The 17,566-nt window shown below is 41.5% G+C and carries 13 protein-coding genes; 3 read left to right on the top strand and 10 right to left on the bottom strand.

Features of this window, described 5'->3' with window-relative positions:
- The first annotated feature begins 2 nt into the window (after window positions 1-2).
- Entirely contained in the window at window positions 3-1,019 is a 1,017-nt protein-coding gene (locus tag NPE20_RS19075) for a TIR domain-containing protein (RefSeq protein ID WP_256540294.1), read from the top strand.
- Between the two features lie 278 nt (window positions 1,020-1,297).
- Here the strand turns inward: NPE20_RS19075 and NPE20_RS19070 are convergent, their stop codons facing one another.
- From NPE20_RS19070 to NPE20_RS19055, 4 genes are all read right to left on the bottom strand, one after another.
- Entirely contained in the window at window positions 1,298-1,585 is a 288-nt protein-coding gene (locus tag NPE20_RS19070) for a hypothetical protein (RefSeq protein WP_256540293.1), read from the bottom strand.
- A 78-nt stretch (window positions 1,586-1,663) separates the two neighbouring features.
- Entirely contained in the window at window positions 1,664-2,428 is a 765-nt protein-coding gene (map, locus tag NPE20_RS19065) for a type I methionyl aminopeptidase (protein WP_256540292.1), read from the bottom strand.
- A 170-nt stretch (window positions 2,429-2,598) separates the two neighbouring features.
- Complete coding sequence (locus tag NPE20_RS19060; RefSeq protein ID WP_256540291.1) at window positions 2,599-4,566, bottom strand: alpha-L-arabinofuranosidase family protein; 1,968 nt, start codon at window positions 4,564-4,566, stop codon at window positions 2,599-2,601.
- Between the two features lie 29 nt (window positions 4,567-4,595).
- Window positions 4,596-5,768, bottom strand: coding sequence for an aldose epimerase family protein (locus NPE20_RS19055; protein WP_256540290.1), 1,173 nt, complete (start codon window positions 5,766-5,768; stop codon window positions 4,596-4,598).
- 234 nt (window positions 5,769-6,002) lie between these two features.
- Between NPE20_RS19055 and NPE20_RS19050 the strand changes: the two genes are divergently transcribed.
- The gene (locus tag NPE20_RS19050) at window positions 6,003-6,710 is read left to right on the top strand and encodes an NUDIX hydrolase (protein WP_256540289.1); all 708 of its coding nucleotides are present in this window, start codon (window positions 6,003-6,005) and stop codon (window positions 6,708-6,710) included.
- Window positions 6,711-6,781: 71 nt separating this feature from the next.
- On the opposite strand, the gene NPE20_RS19045 is transcribed toward NPE20_RS19050, so the two are convergent.
- From NPE20_RS19045 to NPE20_RS19020, 6 genes are all read right to left on the bottom strand, one after another.
- Window positions 6,782-8,488, bottom strand: coding sequence for a sodium:solute symporter family transporter (locus tag NPE20_RS19045; protein WP_256540288.1), 1,707 nt, complete (start codon window positions 8,486-8,488; stop codon window positions 6,782-6,784).
- 79 nt (window positions 8,489-8,567) lie between these two features.
- Window positions 8,568-10,058, bottom strand: coding sequence for an L-arabinose isomerase (gene araA, locus NPE20_RS19040; protein WP_256540287.1), 1,491 nt, complete (start codon window positions 10,056-10,058; stop codon window positions 8,568-8,570).
- A 43-nt stretch (window positions 10,059-10,101) separates the two neighbouring features.
- On the bottom strand, window positions 10,102-11,463 hold the full coding sequence (locus NPE20_RS19035) for a glycoside hydrolase family 27 protein (RefSeq protein ID WP_256540286.1): 1,362 nt from the start codon (window positions 11,461-11,463) through the stop codon (window positions 10,102-10,104).
- A 1-nt stretch (window position 11,464) separates the two neighbouring features.
- Window positions 11,465-12,163, bottom strand: a complete 699-nt coding sequence (locus NPE20_RS19030) for an L-ribulose-5-phosphate 4-epimerase (protein WP_256540285.1) — start codon at window positions 12,161-12,163, stop codon at window positions 11,465-11,467.
- 1 nt (window position 12,164) lies between these two features.
- The gene (locus NPE20_RS19025) at window positions 12,165-13,868 is read right to left on the bottom strand and encodes a ribulokinase (protein WP_256540284.1); all 1,704 of its coding nucleotides are present in this window, start codon (window positions 13,866-13,868) and stop codon (window positions 12,165-12,167) included.
- A 302-nt stretch (window positions 13,869-14,170) separates the two neighbouring features.
- Window positions 14,171-14,824, bottom strand: a complete 654-nt coding sequence (locus NPE20_RS19020) for an HAD family hydrolase (protein ID WP_256540283.1) — start codon at window positions 14,822-14,824, stop codon at window positions 14,171-14,173.
- A gap of 161 nt (window positions 14,825-14,985) precedes the next feature.
- On the opposite strand from NPE20_RS19020, the gene NPE20_RS19015 reads away from it, so the two are divergent.
- On the top strand, window positions 14,986-17,385 hold the full coding sequence (locus tag NPE20_RS19015) for a glycoside hydrolase family 127 protein (RefSeq protein ID WP_256540282.1): 2,400 nt from the start codon (window positions 14,986-14,988) through the stop codon (window positions 17,383-17,385).
- The last annotated feature ends 181 nt before the right edge of the window (window positions 17,386-17,566 follow it).

Genomic DNA, 17,566 nt, shown 5'->3' with positions numbered 1-17,566 from the left:
AGATGCTGTTTGAAGAATATGTAACAAATCAAATAGGCTTACCGGAGAGCGACCGTTTGAAATATGAGGCACTATTGCCCTCCAGTAGTGAATTGGGACGATTGATTTGTGCGTTCTCCAATACAAACGGTGGCATAATCATGTTGGGTATGCTGAGCAAAAACAATAAAATATCAGTTAAGGGTTTAAGCGCCGATTTCCAGGTAAACGTTGTTTTAGCTAACGCTATTTCCAAGTTATCACCTGCACCTTCTGTTCAAAGTGGATTTGTTACCTATCAGGAAAAACAATTGTTTGTCATTAAGGTGGAAAAGTCTGATCAGACTATCGCTTACAACCAAACGGCCTATGGAATCAAATCGAAGAAAATATACAAGCTCAGCCAAGCATTGGGATCAGATACGAATGCGGGTATAATTTTGACTAATGGCAAATACACTGGTTTAAAAAACAATCATATTCTGCAGGCTAGTGGCAAAAGCATTTTTATATCATACCAATGGCATCATAAAGTCGCAGCAAATAATCTTTATGCGTTTTTAAAAGCTAATGGGTACGTTCCCGCGATGGACGATCATCAATTAACTTATAAAGATAGCATATCGACTTTTATGGAGTCCATCCGGGCTTCTGATTTTGCTGTATTGATCATTAGTGACGAATACCTCAAATCAGAAAATTGCATGATTGAAGTCCTGCATGTTTTAAAAGATAGGAATAGCAAAAATAAAATTCTCCCTATCCGGCACGAGGACGTGAAAATTTTCAAGACTGCCGACAGAATTAAATATGTTGAATTTTGGAAAACACAAGTTAAAGAGCGTGAAAAGATGCTTGATGGTATTGATCCCACAAACGCTATCGAAGAGCTTAAAAAGTTGCGGATAGCTAAACAAATCCATCAGGATATCAGTGACTTTCTATCTGGCATAGCAGATATGATTACTAATACGATCGAAGAACAGGAAAAAACTGCTTACCAAAATATCATAAACTTTATTGAGGCAAATAAAAACTAGCTTTATCGCCGCAGCTGATCTGGATTGAATTCGTAAATTTTGTAATAGTTTTGATCAATAGCTTCGATTTAGAGATTCAACTGCAATCGATTATATTTTTAGCATCTGCAATTGCCTGTACATCAGCATAAAAGTTAGAACTTTTGCCGGTTCCTTCTACATTTAATTCAGAAGCCTTAAGTCGAAAGATTTAAGGCTTTTTATTTACTGTAGATGCGGGCCACAGCTGTAGTGGTCCAAAGTTATAAACTCCCACAGTGAGGCCATGCCTTATTCAATCAAAGTAATTGTAATACCAACTGCTTCCATTCCTCTTCCAAAGAGAGGTTTGGCCGCACTTGCTGTGCTTTTTTATACCAGTAATCAGCATTCCAAATATCACCTTCTTTACGGTGCAGGTAGGCGTGCACCCACGCCGATTCTTTGTCTGTTAAATGATCAACCTGGGCATGCGCTTGATGCCAGTCGCCCTTGCCATCATACCAAAGGCTTTTTAATTGCGCAGAGAGCCCACTAATCGGCTGTTCTAAATTCAATGACTCTTTAAATTCGGTTAAAGTTTTCATCCGATATTAATTTCCCCTAAAGTAAGCGTTAAAACGTGTTTGACAAAATGAACACAATGGGTTACTGACACGTTTACTTTACTCCCAAATGCCGTTCTGCGCTGTAAATATCACCGGCTCGCCGCCCGTTACCATAATGGTATGCTCGTGCTGCGCAACAAAACCGCCTTTATTACCGCTTAGCGTCCAGCCATCTGCCTGTGTATCGGCAAATGTTGATCGTGTTGAAATGAATGTCTCTATCGCTACTACCGAATTCTTTTTGAAACGCGTAGTGTTATACCTATCACAGTAGTTGGCTATCTCATGGGGTTCTTCGTGCAAACTGCGACCAACACCATGCCCGGTTAGATTTTTTATTACCGTGTAGCCAGCTTTTTTGGCTTCAGTTTCTATCAACCTGCCTATTTCTGATATTTTTACGCCACCTTTAATGTTGCTTATCGCCTTCTTCAATATCTCTTTCGATGCTTCTACCAGCCTGCCATGGCCGTGGATATCTTCGCCCAATACAAACGAGCCACCATTGTCGGCCCAATAGCCGTTTAATTCTGCCGATACATCAATATTTACCAGGTCACCTTCTTTTAGAATTTTATCCACTGATGGTATGCCATGCGCAGCTTCCTCATTAATACTAATACATGTATACCCGGGGAAACTATAGGTTAACTTAGGGGCAGAACGCGCGCCCATCTGCGTTAGCAATTCGCCGCCGTACTCATCAAGTTCCTTGGTTGAAATGCCCGGTTTGGCAAACTCACGCATCTTTTTAAGAGTGATGGCAACAGCATCACTCGCTTGTTGCATTCCAATTCTTTCGTATTCGGTAGTTATAGACATTTTGAGGTTTTTATCTGTGGCAAAATTAGCAATTAATACATTTGGCAGCGTTTACCAAACGTCAGTTTATGAAAACAGCGTTTCAGCAAACTGGCATTTGACTTATCAGTTCAGCCAGCTAAGGATTATATGCTTCAAAACGCCTTCTCTAATTTGCAACCCAGGAATAATCATATACTCTTAAGCTTTATTACCTTAAAGGTGTAAGACTCAACGGTAAGTTTTACGGCCTTACCATTCACAGCAAGCGTACTATCAACAGGACTTATGGCCTTAGGCTTATCTAACGAATTTACAATCGTTTTATCTGTATTGCCTAATGAAGTTACCGTAGCCTGGTTTTTAATATCCATTCCTTCAATGTTAAATACTACCGACTGACTTTTGGCCCCGCTGTTTACAAACTTAATAATCAGTTCTTTCTTGTTTTTATCCAAACATGCTGTAGCGTAACAACCATCCCGGCCGCTAATCATTTCGGTACCTTCTAAAAGTGGTACAACATCTGTCCCCTTGTTTAGTGAGAAAAGTTGCTGCACGTAATAATTAGGAGTACCGTATGACCGTAAGTTATCAAACCATATCAGGTCGGGCGTCCATTGCCATGCATCTACATGGGCAAATAACGGCGCATACGAAGCCATGGTTACTACATCAGCATTACGTTCAAGCCCGGTCATAAAAGCGGCTTCAGCAAGGGCGCATTCCAGGGTATTTTTATTATCAGGGCTACCTGTAGTAACACTTTGTGCCGCATATTCACCGGCAAATATTTTAGGCCCTTTGCGGTCATAGTTGTCATAGCGCTTTGCATTTTCTAAAAACCATTTAGGCCCATTATAATAATGCTCATCCAAAATATCTGCATCTAGCTCCCTAAAGGTCTTGTTTAACAAATCAAATTCCTTGCCCCCGGCAAAAGGCCCCACGCTCGAAATTATTTTAATATCCGGATACTTGTCTTTTATAGCTTTGGTGAATATTTTCCACCTTTCAATATATTGTTCTCCCCATTGCTCATTGCCTACACCCAACATTTTTAAATTAAAAGGTTTTGGATGCCCTAACTCCGCGCGCAGTTTCCCCCATTTGGTATCTAAGCCGCCGTTTGCAAATTCAATAAGATCCAGAGCGTCTTGCACATAAGGGTCTAACTTATCCATCGCCACCAACTGCCCTGTATTAAACTGACAAGCCATACCACAATTTAATATGGGTAAAGGTGTTGCACCTATATCTTCGGCAGTTAAAAAATATTCCATAAACCCTAACCCGAATGTTTGATAATAATCCGGAGTAAGGCGATGGCCGAATTCGGTGTTCCATCTATTAATAATGTTCTCGCGCTTATCAATATCACCAATGCTTTTTTTCCACTGATAACGGTTTGCAAGGTCACGGCCTTCTACTATACAACCACCAGGGAACCGCAAAAAGCCGGGTTTAAGGTCGGCCAGTTTTTGTACCAGATCTGCCCGCAAGCCGCCCGGTCTGTTCTTCCAAGTATGGCTTGGGAATAGTGAGATCATATCGAGATCTATAGCCCCTTTGCCTTTAAGCCAAACAAATAAAGATGCCTTATTTTCGGTAGCGCTTGCTACGAACTTTATGTTATATTTTTGCCAACCTATTGCCACAGGTATTAATTGGGCCTTGCCAATAATCTGGCCTTTAGCACTATGCAGCTCAACAACTATGGTAGTTTTGCTTTTTAATGGGTTGCGTGCCATAACAGAAAAACTGTATGTTTCGCCCTTTTTAATACCCATACCACGGAAACCTTCGTTAGATAAACCAAAATATCCAACAGGAGATGTAACATTTACTTTGATGATATGAGGATTTTCGGGCCGCTCGTCGCTCCTATTCACTACCGTTATGCTACCCGCCCCGCCATTTTTTTGTTGCTGTTGCCAGCCTGCCAGCGCGGTATTAAATTCGAAAGAACGGTTCTTCACCAATTCGGCATAAACGCCACCATCGGCAGCCATATTAATATCTTCAAAAAATATCCCATACATTGTTGGCGATACCTGCGCCTTTATTTGATTGGCGGCTACGGTATAAACTTTTTCTTCCTGACAAACAGCCGCAAAACAAACAAATGTTAATGCAAACAGTACAACTATCCTTTTCATGGTTATATTAAATTGTGATTGGATTTCTATTATTTAGTAGTGAATGAATAAGTGGTAACAGTATTATAAGCCTTTCCCGGGGTTAATACAGTTGAAGGGAAACCCGGCTGGTTTGGCGAATCAGGAAAATGCTGCGTTTCCAGACATAAAGCAGAGCGATATTTATAGGCAACCCCACCTTTTCCGTTTTTGTCATCTCCTTTTAAAAAGTTTCCGCTATAAAATTGAATGCCCGGTTCAGTGGTAAAAACCTGCATTTGTATGCCCGTGACAGGGCTTAATAAGGTGACAACAGCTTCATTATCCCGGTGTTTATTAAGTACAAAGTTATGATCGTACCCCTTCCCGTAAGCAAGTTGTTGGTCCTTTAAGCCAATATCCTTCCCTATAGCTTTGGCTGTAGTAAAATCGAAAGCACTGCCTTTTACCGTTTCAACTTTCCCGGTTGGTATAAGCAAGCTATCAACCGGCGTGTAAGCATCAGCATTTATTTGCAGAAGATGATTGGTAATTCCGTTTGTGCCTGATGCCCCATTCAAGTTAAAATAAGCATGGTTTGTAAGGTTAATTACCGTTGTCTTATCAGTAGTTGCTTGGTAGGCTATTTCTAAAGAATTATCGTCTTTAAGTGTGTAGGCAACAATTATTTTAAGGTTGCCGGGATACCCCTCTTCTCCATCTTTTGACAAATAGGACAACTCGAGCGTTTGCCCGGTTACTTTTGTAACATCCCAAACCTGTTTAAAAAAACCATTAGCTCCGCCGTGTAAGGAATTAGGGCCATCATTAACATTTACCTGATATAGCTTACCATCCAAAGTAAATTTTCCCTTTGCAATACGGTTACCATACCTGCCTATAAGAGCACCAAAATAATTTTCTTTAAGCTCACGGTAGTTCTTTAAATTTTCATACCCAAGAATCACATCAACAAGTTTGCCCTTCCTGTCGGGAACGAGCAAGCTTACCAGGCGGCCCCCATAATTGGTTATAGCAACCTCAACGCCGTTTTTATTTTTTAACGTGTAAAGCTTAACTTGCTTATTCTCAACTTTTGCATTAAAGGATGCGCTATCGGGTATTATGTTCTGCAGGCTATCAGCAACATCTGAAGTTTGTTTGGGCTTTGATATGTTATTGCAAGCCACAGTAAAAAAAATACCAGCGGCAAAAAGGGTACCGTTAAAAAATTTCTTGCACATAATTAGCTACTTAAATAACATCGGGGTTTAAATCCTATGTATTGGTTATTATAATTGGTTTATTTATTGAAAGAGTTAACAGATTGACTGCTATTATTAGCTAATATAGTACTATTATTTTTAACTGTATAATAAACAATTAAAAATAGTATTTTAGTTGTAAACCGGCATATTGACCCGTTAGTAAGTTAAAAAAAATGTTAAATTTGTTTAAAACGAATACCTCATTTATAAATGAATAGATACTATAAGCAAAGCCGTGGTCTTAATGCTGTTGATTGTATAATTTTTGGCTTTGACGGAGAAAACCTAAAAATACTTCTTATAAAACGTGGCTTTGAGCCAGAGAAAGGTAAATGGAGCTTAATGGGCGGGTTTGTGCAGGGGAATGAAAACCTAGACCAGGCATCAAACCGTATTTTGAAACAGCTAACAGGGCTCGACGGCATGTATCTTGAACAGTTGCACACTTTTAGCGATCCTGACCGTGACCCGATAGAAAGGACCATTTCTACCGCCTATTTTGCATTGATAGATCTTAACAAATATGAAACGCAAATAAGCGCCGAGTATCATCCCGAGTGGTTTGCACTTAAGCGTTTACCCAAGCTAATATTTGACCAGCAAGAAATGGTTGAAATGGCCAAAAGACGCCTGAGATATAAGGCTGCCCTGCACCCTATAATGTTTGAATTACTGCCATCACGATTCACAATCCCACAATTACAAAATCTGTACGAAAGTGTGTATAACACTACTATCGATAAAAGAAATTTCAGCAAAAGGGTACTTGCTACGGGCCTGCTTATAAAACAGGATGAAAAGGATAAATCCGGATCTAAGCGTGGTGCATTTTATTACCAGCTTAATATGCAAAACTATTATGCAAATTTTCAATCATTCCTGAATTTTATACCTAACCCAACCCACCTCATTTTTTAATGCTGAGATGGGTTGGTTCGGTACTTGCGATCATTTTATAATGATCTTTGCTTTTTCTTTATTAGTATCTGCTACCAAAATTTAACATAAAGCATAGTAAGCAATAATAATGTTACTATGATAAGTGCAAGTGTCGAGCGGTCAACCTTGAACATGCTTTTGGGAATATCAAAAGCTTTAGGGTTAACCTTAGGTCCTGCAAAGCTAACAACTACCATTACTAAAACAGTAAAGAAGAATGATAGCCCCATGCATATCAGGAACGGGATTTGCCAGGTGCCTTTAGCATCGCCAGTAGGAAATGCCGTGTACAATAGTGTTTCGTGACCAAATAAAGCCGGTGCAAAGTTGTTAAACAGTACCGACATGCCAAACCCGGTTAAAATACCTGCAATGGCCGCAGCCCCGGTAGTTCTTTTCCAAAAGAAACCTAAAATAAATATGGCAAATATACCCGGGCTAATGTAACCTGTATATTTTTGAATGTAGGTAAAACCACCTTCACCACTTATGCCTAAAAGATCTTTCCAGGTAAGCATTATAGAAAACACTAAAGCAGCCAGGATCACTATTTTACCAACAATAACCATTTTTTTCTCGCTGGCATCCTTAGCTATGTGTTTCTTATAAATATCAAGGGTAAAAATAGTACTTATGCTATTGGCTTTCCCTGCAAGTGAAGCAACAATTGCTGCAGTAAGCGCGGCAACAGAAAGGCCCTTAAGCCCGGTAGGTAAAAAGCCCAATATAGCGGAATAAGCATTATCCGCATTAAAATTACCGCCCGAAGTCATTTCTTGTTGCAGTGCGCCATTCTTGTAAAGCACGTAAGCTGCTATACCGGGCAACACAACTATTATGGGCATTGCCAGTTTCATTAATCCGGCAAACAAGATCCCCGTGCGGGCAGTTTTAAGATCGGCACCTAAAGCCCTTTGTGTAATATACTGGTTGCAACCCCAATAGTTCAAATTAACTATCCACTGGCCGGCAAAATACATGGCAATACCAGGTAAGGCTAAATATTTGTTGATCTCTATTTGTGATGCACCGGGTTTAGGTTTAGCCATTATCATCTGGAAATGGTCTGGCGCATCCTTAAGCATTGCGGTTAACCCCGCCACAGCACTTTCACCAAGGCCAAAGTGCTTGCTTACTAAAGTTAAAGCAATGTAAGTGGTAGCCAACCCGCCAATAACTAAAACCAACACCTGTATAACATCGGTAAAACCAATAACCTTCATACCGCCAAGTGTAATGAACAAGGCAAAAATGGCCAGTGCAATAATAATCTCATGTAAATACCCGCCGCCAGCTAAGCTATTAATGGCAAGCGCACCCAAATACAGTATCGAGGTAAGATTTACAAGCACATACAACAGCAACCAAAAAATGGCCATAATAAAGCTCACCGTTTCATTATAACGGTTATGCAGAAATTGCGGCATAGTGAATATCTTATTTTTAAGATACACCGGTATAAACCATACGGCCACAATAATTAGTGCAATAGCAGCAACCCATTCGTATGCAGCAACAGCCAGGCCAACTGCAAAACCTTGCCCGCTGGTGCCAATAAATTGCTCGGCAGAAATATTTGAAGCGATGAGCGATGCGCCAATGGCCCACCATGTTAAAGAGCCTTCGGCAAGGAAGAAGTCTTTGCTGTCTGAAACCCCTTTAATTTTTTTGCGGCTGTAAATCCAGTAGCCGTAGCCGGATACTACGATAAAATAGATCACAAAAATTGTGTAATCTATGCCTGTAAACTTGTTCATAATTTAATTTTAACTTAGGTTAATTGAGTTTATAAAACAGGCAGCCATCTCCCATCATGCTGCCTGTTTATTGAAAGATTTATCTGTAAGCTACTTCGTTCCAGCGTAATTCATTGCGAAACTGTTCTATAGTAGTGCCTTTTCCAATACGTAAAAATTCTATACCGGCCATATCTGCAAAATCCTGCAGTTGTTCGGCTGTTAAATTTTGGCTGTAGGCCGTGTGATGAGCCCCGCCTGCATATATCCATGCAGCGCAACCGGTTTTCATATCTGGCAAAGGTTTCCAAAGCACCCTTGCAACCGGAAGATTAGGTAGATCGTTTTGCACCTCAACAGCTTCAACCTCGTTAATTAGCAGGCGAAAGCGGTTACCCATGTCAATTAATGATGCGTTAAGCGCATTGCCTGCTGCCACATTAAACACCAAACGCGTAGGATCGGCTTTACCGCCAATACCTAAAGGGTGCACTTCCAATGCAGCTTTGCCATTGGCCAATGATGCATCTATTTCTAACATATGCGAGCCTAAAACCAATTGGTTATCTGGGTCAAAATGGTAAGTGTAATCTTCCATAAAGGCATTACCGCCAGCAAGGCCGCTACCCATTACTTTAAAGGCACGTACCAGCGCAGTTGTTTTCCAGTCGCCCTCGCCGGCAAAGCCATAACCATCGGCCATCAGGCGCTGTGCCGCAATACCTGGTAGTTGGACCATCCCGTGCAGGTCTTCAAACGTATCAGTAAATCCTTTAAAACCACCATCCTGCAAAAACTTACGCAAGCCTAATTCAATTTTAGCTGCTTCGTAAACTGATGAATAGTTGTCACCTCCTTTTTTAAGCGAGGCATCCATTGTATAGGTGGTTTCATACTCATCAGTAAGTGCCGTAACATCAGCCTCGCTAATGTTATTGATAACTTCAACCAAATCGCCAATTCCGTATGTATTCACCGAGAAGCCAAACTTAGATTCAGCCTCCACTTTATCGCCATCGGTTACAGCTACAAAACGCATATTATCGCCAAAACGGGCAAATTTTGCGCCTTGCCAATCGTACCAGCCTGCAGCCGCGCGCGTCCAGCCTTCTATCTGGCTCAATACCTCGGTATCCTGCCAGTGGCCAACCACTACCTTGCGGTTTTTGCGCAAGCGCGATACCATAAAACCAAATTCCCTATCGCCATGTGCGCTTTGGTTAAGGTTCATAAAATCCATGTCTATCGAACTCCATGGTATATCCCGGTTGTACTGGGTATGCAGATGCAGCATTGGTTTTTGCAGGATATTTAAACCCCTTATCCACATTTTGGCCGGAGAAAAAGTATGCATCCAGGTAATAATACCAATACAGTTTGGCGTTATATTAGCTTCCTGTAGCGTAGTATAAATCTCGTCTGTTGATTTTACCACAGGCTTATATACCACACGAACCGGGATGTTACCGGCATTGTTTAACCCTTCGGCAATGTGTTGCGAGTGGGTTGCTACCTGCTTAAGGGTTTCCTCGCCATATAAGTTTTGGCTACCTGTAATAAACCATACTTCAAAGGTTTTTAGATCTATCATTGTAATAATTAGTGATTGAGTGAATTATTGATTTAGTGATTTTTTATTGCGGTGATAGTTTGAGCAGTATTGCGCCATGCAGATTAATATCCTGGCTATAGCTTTTCTTAAAACGGCCAACATCCTGTTTTTTCCACAGATCGCGCACTTTTACATTGCCTTTAAGGCCAAGTGCGGCAAAGTCAATCTTTACTTTTTGGTTGCTATCGCCTATGTTAAAAAGCGCTGCATACACATCTTTGCTACCCGGTATATGCGAATACCAAACCATTGCCCCATCCTTTTTATAAAGTTGTTTGGGGTTTTCGCCTTGCTGATTTACCGCTAATACTTCAGCATTTGTGAATAATTTAAGTTCCAGATCGCGATTTTCGGGCAGGTTGCCGCCAATCATAAGGGGCGAGCGGTAAATGCTCCAGAAAGTCATATGGGTATACTGTTCATCTTCGGTAAAGCGGCTGTAGCGCTCCTGACCAACCGGCCCGCGTTTAGAGAGCTTACCTATCTGTATCATATCGCAATCGGGCCAATGGCCGGGACCACCCACGCCTTCCCAGTTTTTGGCATAATCAAACATGTGCAGTATTTCTTTCCAGTTATCCCAAAAATCATCGGCCATCCGCCACATATTGGCATATTTGGTGGCATGGGCTGCCTGCGCTACAGGTGTTTCTCCGGGCGACAGGCTCAATACCATTGGCCTGCCACAATTGGCTATTGCCTTTTGATAACCTTCAACTTCAGGCGCACTGTAAGGGCGCGAAAGGTCATCAACTTTTATAAAGTCAACTCCCCAGGAAGCATAAAGTTCCAATATAGAATTAAGGTATTCCTGGGCGCCCGGCTTGCTCATGTTTAAACCATACATGTGGTTCATCCAGGTACAAGTTGAATTAGTATCTGCCACCATATCTGCCGTAATACCATTAGTACCCTTTACCGGCGATTTAGCCCATACTGCCTGGCGTGGAATGCCACGCATAACATGAATACCAAACTTTAAACCTTTGCTATGCACATAATCTGACAGCGGTTTAAAACCCTCGCCCTTAAATGCCGAAGGAAATTTATTGGGCTGTGGCATCAATCTGCCCCACTTATCCATTGTAAGCCATGGCACGTAAGACCCATCGCCCAACCGCATCTGAAACGGATTGCCAATATTACTACCCGGAGGGTTATCATAAGCCCATAAAAAATCAACCACGATATATTCCCAGCCATAAGCTTTTAGGTTTTTGGCCATGTAATCGGTATTGGCCTTAACTTCGTCTTCGTGCACTGCCGAGCCAAAGCAGTTATAACTGTTCCAGCCCATTGGTGGCTTAGCGGCTATAATATTTTGTGCAGATAAAGTGCTGCCAAAGCAAGTACATATAATTAGTGCTACTAATAATTTCTTCATTTTATTGTCCATAATAAGAATCTGGGCCATGTTTGCGTTCGAAATGTTTTTTGATGAGGGCATCCTTTAAGCGTGGCGAGTTAGCGTTTATCTGCTCGGTAAGGTATGCCATGTGGGCAACGTTCTCTAAAACAGCACTATTATAAACGGCTTTATCAGCAGTTTTTCCCCATGTAAATGGGGCATGGTTACCTACCAATACCATTTCAACGTCCTCATAGCTTAAGCCCAATTCCTTAAAATGGTCAATGATCTGGAAACCGGTTTGGTACTCATAATTCCCTTGTATCATTTCATCGCTCATAGGGGGGGCGCATGGTACATCGGCCGTAAGATGATCAGCATGGGTAGTACCAAATATGGGGATGCAGCGCTGTGATTGTGCCCAGGCCGTTGCAAAGGTAGAATGGGTATGTACTATACCCCCAATTTTTGGCCAGTGTTTGTATAAAACAGCGTGCGTTTGCGTATCTGATGATGGACGGTGGTCACCTTCAATTGTTTTACCATCAAAATCTACTATCACCATTTTATCAGGCGATAGTTCATCATAAGGTACACCACTTGGCTTTATAGCAAATACACCCAATTCTCTATCAGCGGCGCTTACATTACCGAAGGTAAAAAGCACCAATTGCAACTTTGGCAGTTGCATGTTGGCCTCATAAGCCTCTTGTTTCAATTTTGTATATCGACTCATATTATGCGTTTTGTAATTGGCTTTGTATTTTTAAAGCTGTTTGCTGCGCGATATAACCACCAAATTCCTGATATTGCTGATAGCGTTTTTGGTAAACAGCATGTAGTTGCGGGTTGGGTTCATAACTTTCTTCAAAACCGCGGCCCATAGCCTTCATAGCGGCTTCTACATTTGGGTAAATACCTGCTACCACAGCAGCAAACATAGCCGCGCCTAAAGCACAGGTGTGTGTAAATTGGTGTATGCGAATAGGCATGCCTAAAACATCGGCCATCATTTGCATTACGTAAGGCGATTTTTTAGCTACGCCGCCAATCCCAATAATACCCTTAACCGGGATACCTTCACTTATAAAACGATCGACAATGCTTTTTGCACCAAAGCAGGTAGCTTCTGCTAAAGCACGAAAAACACGCGGGGCATCGCTACCCAAATTCAACCCATTTATAGCACCTTTTAACGATTGGTTGGCATCCGGCGTGCGGCGGCCGTTAAACCAGTCGATAGCCAGTTCATTATCCTCATCAACAGGTAACAAAGCGGCTTGCCTGCTTAGTTCAGGTATAATTAATGCTGATAGTTCTTCTTTTAAAGCTTCAGCTGTAGCGGCATCTATTACGTTCGATTGATCGAGCAGGTTATTTAACGGCCATGATATTAAACTTTTGAACCATGCATAAGTATCGCCAAAGGCAGACTGCCCTGCCTCCAGCCCCGCCATTCCGGGGATGACGGAGCCATTTACCTGCCCGCAAATACCTTTAACCAGCGTACCATCAATCTCGGCCGATGGTGCAACCAGGATATCACAGGTAGAGGTACCCATTACTTTGCTCAAGAAGTAAGGCTCTATTTGCCCGCCAACGGCACCCATGTGTGCATCAAATGCTCCCGTACCCACAACAACATCGGTACTAAGGCCTAAACGCTCTGCCCACTCGGCACTCAAATTGCCCGCGGCTTTATCTGCGGTATGGGTTTCGGTGTAAAGTTTTTCTGTGATGCCGGTTAGCAATGGGTCAAGCGAGCTAAAGAAACTATCGGGCGGCAGGCCGCCAAATTCTTCTGCCCAAAGGGCTTTATGCCCCGCAGAGCAGCGCCCACGTTTAATATCTGCCGCATTTTTGCCTCCGGTTAAAAGAAAGGGGATCCAATCGCAATGTTCTACCCACGAGTGCATGGCATCTTTGACAGCATTATCAACCCTTAAAACATGTAAAAGCTTTGCCCAAAACCATTCGGACGAATAAATACCACCAACGTATTTAAGATAATTGGTATCAAATTTTTCGGCATGCGCATTTATTTCAGCTGCTTCTTTTATGGAGGTATGATCCTTCCATAAAACAAACATGGCATTGGGGTTAGTTTTAAATTGCGGCAAAAGTGCAAGCGGTGTGCCCGTGGCATCAACAGCTACCGGCGTAGAGCCCGTGGTATCTATGGAGATACCTTTAATCAATTTGGCTATATCTGCACCTCCGGCAATACTTATGCAATCTTTTATAGTAGCTTCCAGCCCTTCAATGTAATCTAAGGGGTGCTGCCTGAACTGGTTTAGAGCAGGATTGCAATATAAACCATCACGCCAGCGTGGGTAGTAAAAAACAGATGAAGCAAGTTCCTCGCCGTTTTGGCCATTAACAATTACTGAACGTACGGAATCTGACCCGTAGTCAATTCCGAGCAAATAAGCGGTTTCCATAATAGGTTTATAATTATTGTCTAATTAACACTTATTATTTCTTTTTTCAAATAAATACTTGAAAAATATTTTCCATACGAGGTCAAAGGTTTGTTACAATAGGGTTAAAACAGGATGAATAGATCAGAAAGCCAAACCCTGCTCAATTATAGAGGCACCTCATGTAAAGAAAAATAACGAAATTGAATGTTTAAATTACATTAATAAAATGCGGCACCTCAATTGGGTACCGGCACAATATAAATGACAACCGCAATGCAGAACTACGCACCGAATTGCTAATAGGGGAAGGCCACAGCTTGTTATACTAACAAGTCTTTTAGGTAATCACTCGTATAATCCGATGAAAAATTTAAGATATTGGAGAGGTAAGAAAACTCTTCGGTTTGGTGCGTTGTTGTTAATACGATACATTGCATATGCGCGTTTGCGGCTGCCTCCGCGCCTTTTGGTGCATCTTCAAAAACCACACATTCAGCCGGCGGCATTCCAAGCAATTCGGCAGCCTTCAAAAAAGTTTCGGGGTGAGGTTTACTTATTTCAACATCATCTGCACTTACAACAGCCGAAAAATATTTACGTATATTAAGATTATCTAATACAAAATTGATATTAAATGGTATAGCTGCGGAGGCAATGGCCATTGGGATATTTTGCAGATAAGCAGTCTCTAAAAACTCGCTTAGCCCCGGCAGCAATTGTAGTTTAGGTAAAAACGCGCTTTGATAACGTCGTTCTTTTTCAAATGAAAGCGCTGTCATCTGTTCATCAGAAAAATAGTTTTCACCAAACATCCTTACTAATACTTCACTATTTTTCCCATACATGTTCTGTTTAACCTGCTCATAGCTGAAGTTTCCACCCAAATCGTTATTCAGTATATCTTCCCACGCGGATGTATGGTAAGACATATCATCTATCATGGTTCCATTAAGATCAAATATAAAAGCTTTCATACGCCCAAACTTACAAAGCATAAATACTACATAACTACTTTTTTATTTAATTTTTATTTATAATTGTAAATAATACATTTATTAATTATCCAGCATGCTAAAGTGTTGAATTGCATGATGATTAATTGCCTGCATACCTAAAAGCGCTCAAAAAACATACAATGATAAATAGTGTAAAAATTAACGGGGTAGCCATTATGCTTTTATTAGCGGTTACCAGCCCGGTGTTGGCTCAAAAAGATTATCCCATACAGCCTATAGCGTTTACCAGTGTACATGTGCACGACAATTTTTGGGAACCCAAAATGGAGGTAAATGCTAACATTACCATTCCCTATACACTTCAGCAATGTAAGATTAATGGTCGCGTTGATAATTTTTTAAGGGCCGCGGGCAGTTTAGCAGGTGATAAGCTGAGTGAGTTTCCGTTTGATGATACGGATATTTACAAAGTTATTGAGGGGGCATCGTATGCTATGCAGGTAAAAAAGAACCCTAAACTTGATAAGTACATTGATTCGTTGATAACCACTATTGGCGCGGCACAAGAAAAAGATGGCTACCTATACACTTTCCGTACAGTTAAAGCAGCAAAACCGCATCCCTGGATAGGAAGCAAAAGGTGGGAAAAAGAAGAAGAGCTAAGCCATGAGTTATATAACTCGGGGCATTTATTTGAAGCAGCAACAGCACATTACCAGGCTACCGGTAAACGCACCTTACTAAATATTGCCATTAAAAACGCCGATTTACTGGTACGCGATTTTGGACCGGGTAAAGTTGAGGAATACCCCGGTCATCAAATTGTGGAGATAGGCCTTTCAAAAATGTACCGCGTAACGGGCAATAAAAAATACCTCGACCTGGCTAAATTCTTCCTGGATGTTAGGGGACCAAAAGGCGAAGCCTATAATCAGGCTGATAAGCGTGTGGTTGACCAGCATGCTGCTGTTGGCCATGCCGTACGGGCGGCCTATATGTATACCGGCATGGCCGATATTGCCGCCCTTACTGGCGATGTTAAATACTTAACAGCTATTGATGATATATGGGCCGATGTAGTTACCAAAAAGCTGTACATAACAGGCGGCATTGGCGCCACGGGTAATGGCGAAGCTTTTGGAGAAGATTTCCAGCTACCCAACATGTCGGCTTATGCCGAAACCTGCGCCTCTATTGGCAATGTTTACTGGAACAACCGGATGTTTTTATTGCACGGAGACGCCAAATACATAGATATACTGGAAAAAACGTTGTACAATGGTCTCCTTTCGGGCGTATCATTAACCGGCGACCGTTTCTTTTATCCTAACCCGCTTTCGTCTGTATTTCAGCATCAGCGTAGCGCATGGTTTAGCTGTGCCTGCTGTATATCTAATATGACCCGGTTTTTACCTTCGGTACCGGGTTATGTATATGCAAAAAACAATAACGACTTATATGTGAACCTTTTTATGACCAGCACTGCCAACATACAGCTAAAAGCAGGAAAGGTTACTGTTGAACAAACTACAGATTACCCATGGAAAGGTAAAGTTGACCTTAAAATTACCCCGGCTAAAAGCAGCAACTTTACTATGCGGGTACGTATCCCCGGCTGGGCGCAACAGCAACCGATTTCCGGCGATCTTTACTCTTTTGACAATAGCCCAAAAATGCCGGTTACTTTAATGATAAATGGCAAACCCGTATCTTTTACTACTGAGAAAGGTTATGCTGTGATAAATCGTACCTGGAAGAAAGATGACAAGATCACTCTTTTGCTGCCGATGCCTGTACAAAAGGTATTGGCCAACAACCAGGTTAAAGATGACCGCGACCGCTTTGCTTTTCAAAAAGGCCCTATTATTTATTGCCTTGAAGGACCTGATAATAAGGATAGCCTGGTGCAAAATATTATGATAGATAAAAACGCCGTTGTAAAAACAAGCTTTAATGCCAATCTTTTAAATGGTGTTGATGTAATAACCACTACCGGCGTTAGTACAAGGCGCCAGCTTAATTCAGATTCGTTGATTAAAACTGAACAGGAAGTTACTGCTATACCTTATTATGCCTGGGCCAACCGTGGCCCGAGCGAGATGACAGTTTGGATCCCTTATACAAGCAGCGCTGTAAAACCAAAACCATCACCCAGCATAGCCAGCCTTAGCAAGGTTTCGTCATCGCTGAAAAATACAAGGATGTATAACGCAATAAAGGATCAATATGAGCCCCAAGACTCAAAGGACACTAATTACCCATACATGCACTGGTGGCCAAAAAAGAATACCTCGGAATTTGTGCAATATGATTTTGATAAAGAGTACACCATATCATCATCCGGTGTTTATTGGTTTGATGATGGCCCCTGGGGAGGTTGTCGCATACCTGCCAATTACAAGCTGTTTTACAAGAAAGGCGATGAATGGATAGAAGTAAAACACTCATCTGCTTACCCAAATGAAAAAGATAAATTAAATACAGTAACCTTTGAACCTGTAAAAACCACAGCTATCAAGATGGTTTTACAGTTACCCGCAGATAACGCTACCGGTATTCATGAATGGATAATTAAATAACAGTTATTCCGAGCAAAAAAAGCCTTTCAGATTAGCTAAAAGGCTTTTTTTATTAGATTGTCCCGTCCTGAAATAAGTTGACAGCTAAGTTGACTTAATATGAAAAAACAGGAAAACAGTATCACAAGGCGCAGTCAGCGCGATTACAGTATTGCCTTTAAATTGCAGGTTGTTCAGCAAG

This window comes from Mucilaginibacter aquariorum (assembly GCF_024498135.1).
Classification (GTDB): Bacteria; Bacteroidota; Bacteroidia; order Sphingobacteriales; family Sphingobacteriaceae; genus Mucilaginibacter; species Mucilaginibacter aquariorum.
The sequence above is the reverse complement of the archived record's forward strand: the minus strand, read 5'-3'. Positions and strand labels throughout refer to the sequence as shown.

Coding starts and splice junctions, on each gene's coding strand:
- NPE20_RS19020 (WP_256540283.1), bottom strand. CDS start 14,824: ATGAAAGCTTTTATATTTGATCTTAATGGAACCATGATAGATGATATG.
- map (WP_256540292.1), bottom strand. CDS start 2,428: ATGTCTATAACTACCGAATACGAAAGAATTGGAATGCAACAAGCGAGT.
- NPE20_RS19060 (WP_256540291.1), bottom strand. CDS start 4,566: ATGAAAAGGATAGTTGTACTGTTTGCATTAACATTTGTTTGTTTTGCG.
- NPE20_RS19015 (WP_256540282.1), top strand. CDS start 14,986: ATGATAAATAGTGTAAAAATTAACGGGGTAGCCATTATGCTTTTATTA.
- NPE20_RS19050 (WP_256540289.1), top strand. CDS start 6,003: ATGAATAGATACTATAAGCAAAGCCGTGGTCTTAATGCTGTTGATTGT.
- araA (WP_256540287.1), bottom strand. CDS start 10,058: ATGATAGATCTAAAAACCTTTGAAGTATGGTTTATTACAGGTAGCCAA.
- NPE20_RS19025 (WP_256540284.1), bottom strand. CDS start 13,868: ATGGAAACCGCTTATTTGCTCGGAATTGACTACGGGTCAGATTCCGTA.
- NPE20_RS19070 (WP_256540293.1), bottom strand. CDS start 1,585: ATGAAAACTTTAACCGAATTTAAAGAGTCATTGAATTTAGAACAGCCG.
- NPE20_RS19055 (WP_256540290.1), bottom strand. CDS start 5,768: ATGTGCAAGAAATTTTTTAACGGTACCCTTTTTGCCGCTGGTATTTTT.
- NPE20_RS19030 (WP_256540285.1), bottom strand. CDS start 12,163: ATGAGTCGATATACAAAATTGAAACAAGAGGCTTATGAGGCCAACATG.
- NPE20_RS19075 (WP_256540294.1), top strand. CDS start 3: ATGCTGTTTGAAGAATATGTAACAAATCAAATAGGCTTACCGGAGAGC.
- NPE20_RS19035 (WP_256540286.1), bottom strand. CDS start 11,463: ATGAAGAAATTATTAGTAGCACTAATTATATGTACTTGCTTTGGCAGC.
- NPE20_RS19045 (WP_256540288.1), bottom strand. CDS start 8,488: ATGAACAAGTTTACAGGCATAGATTACACAATTTTTGTGATCTATTTT.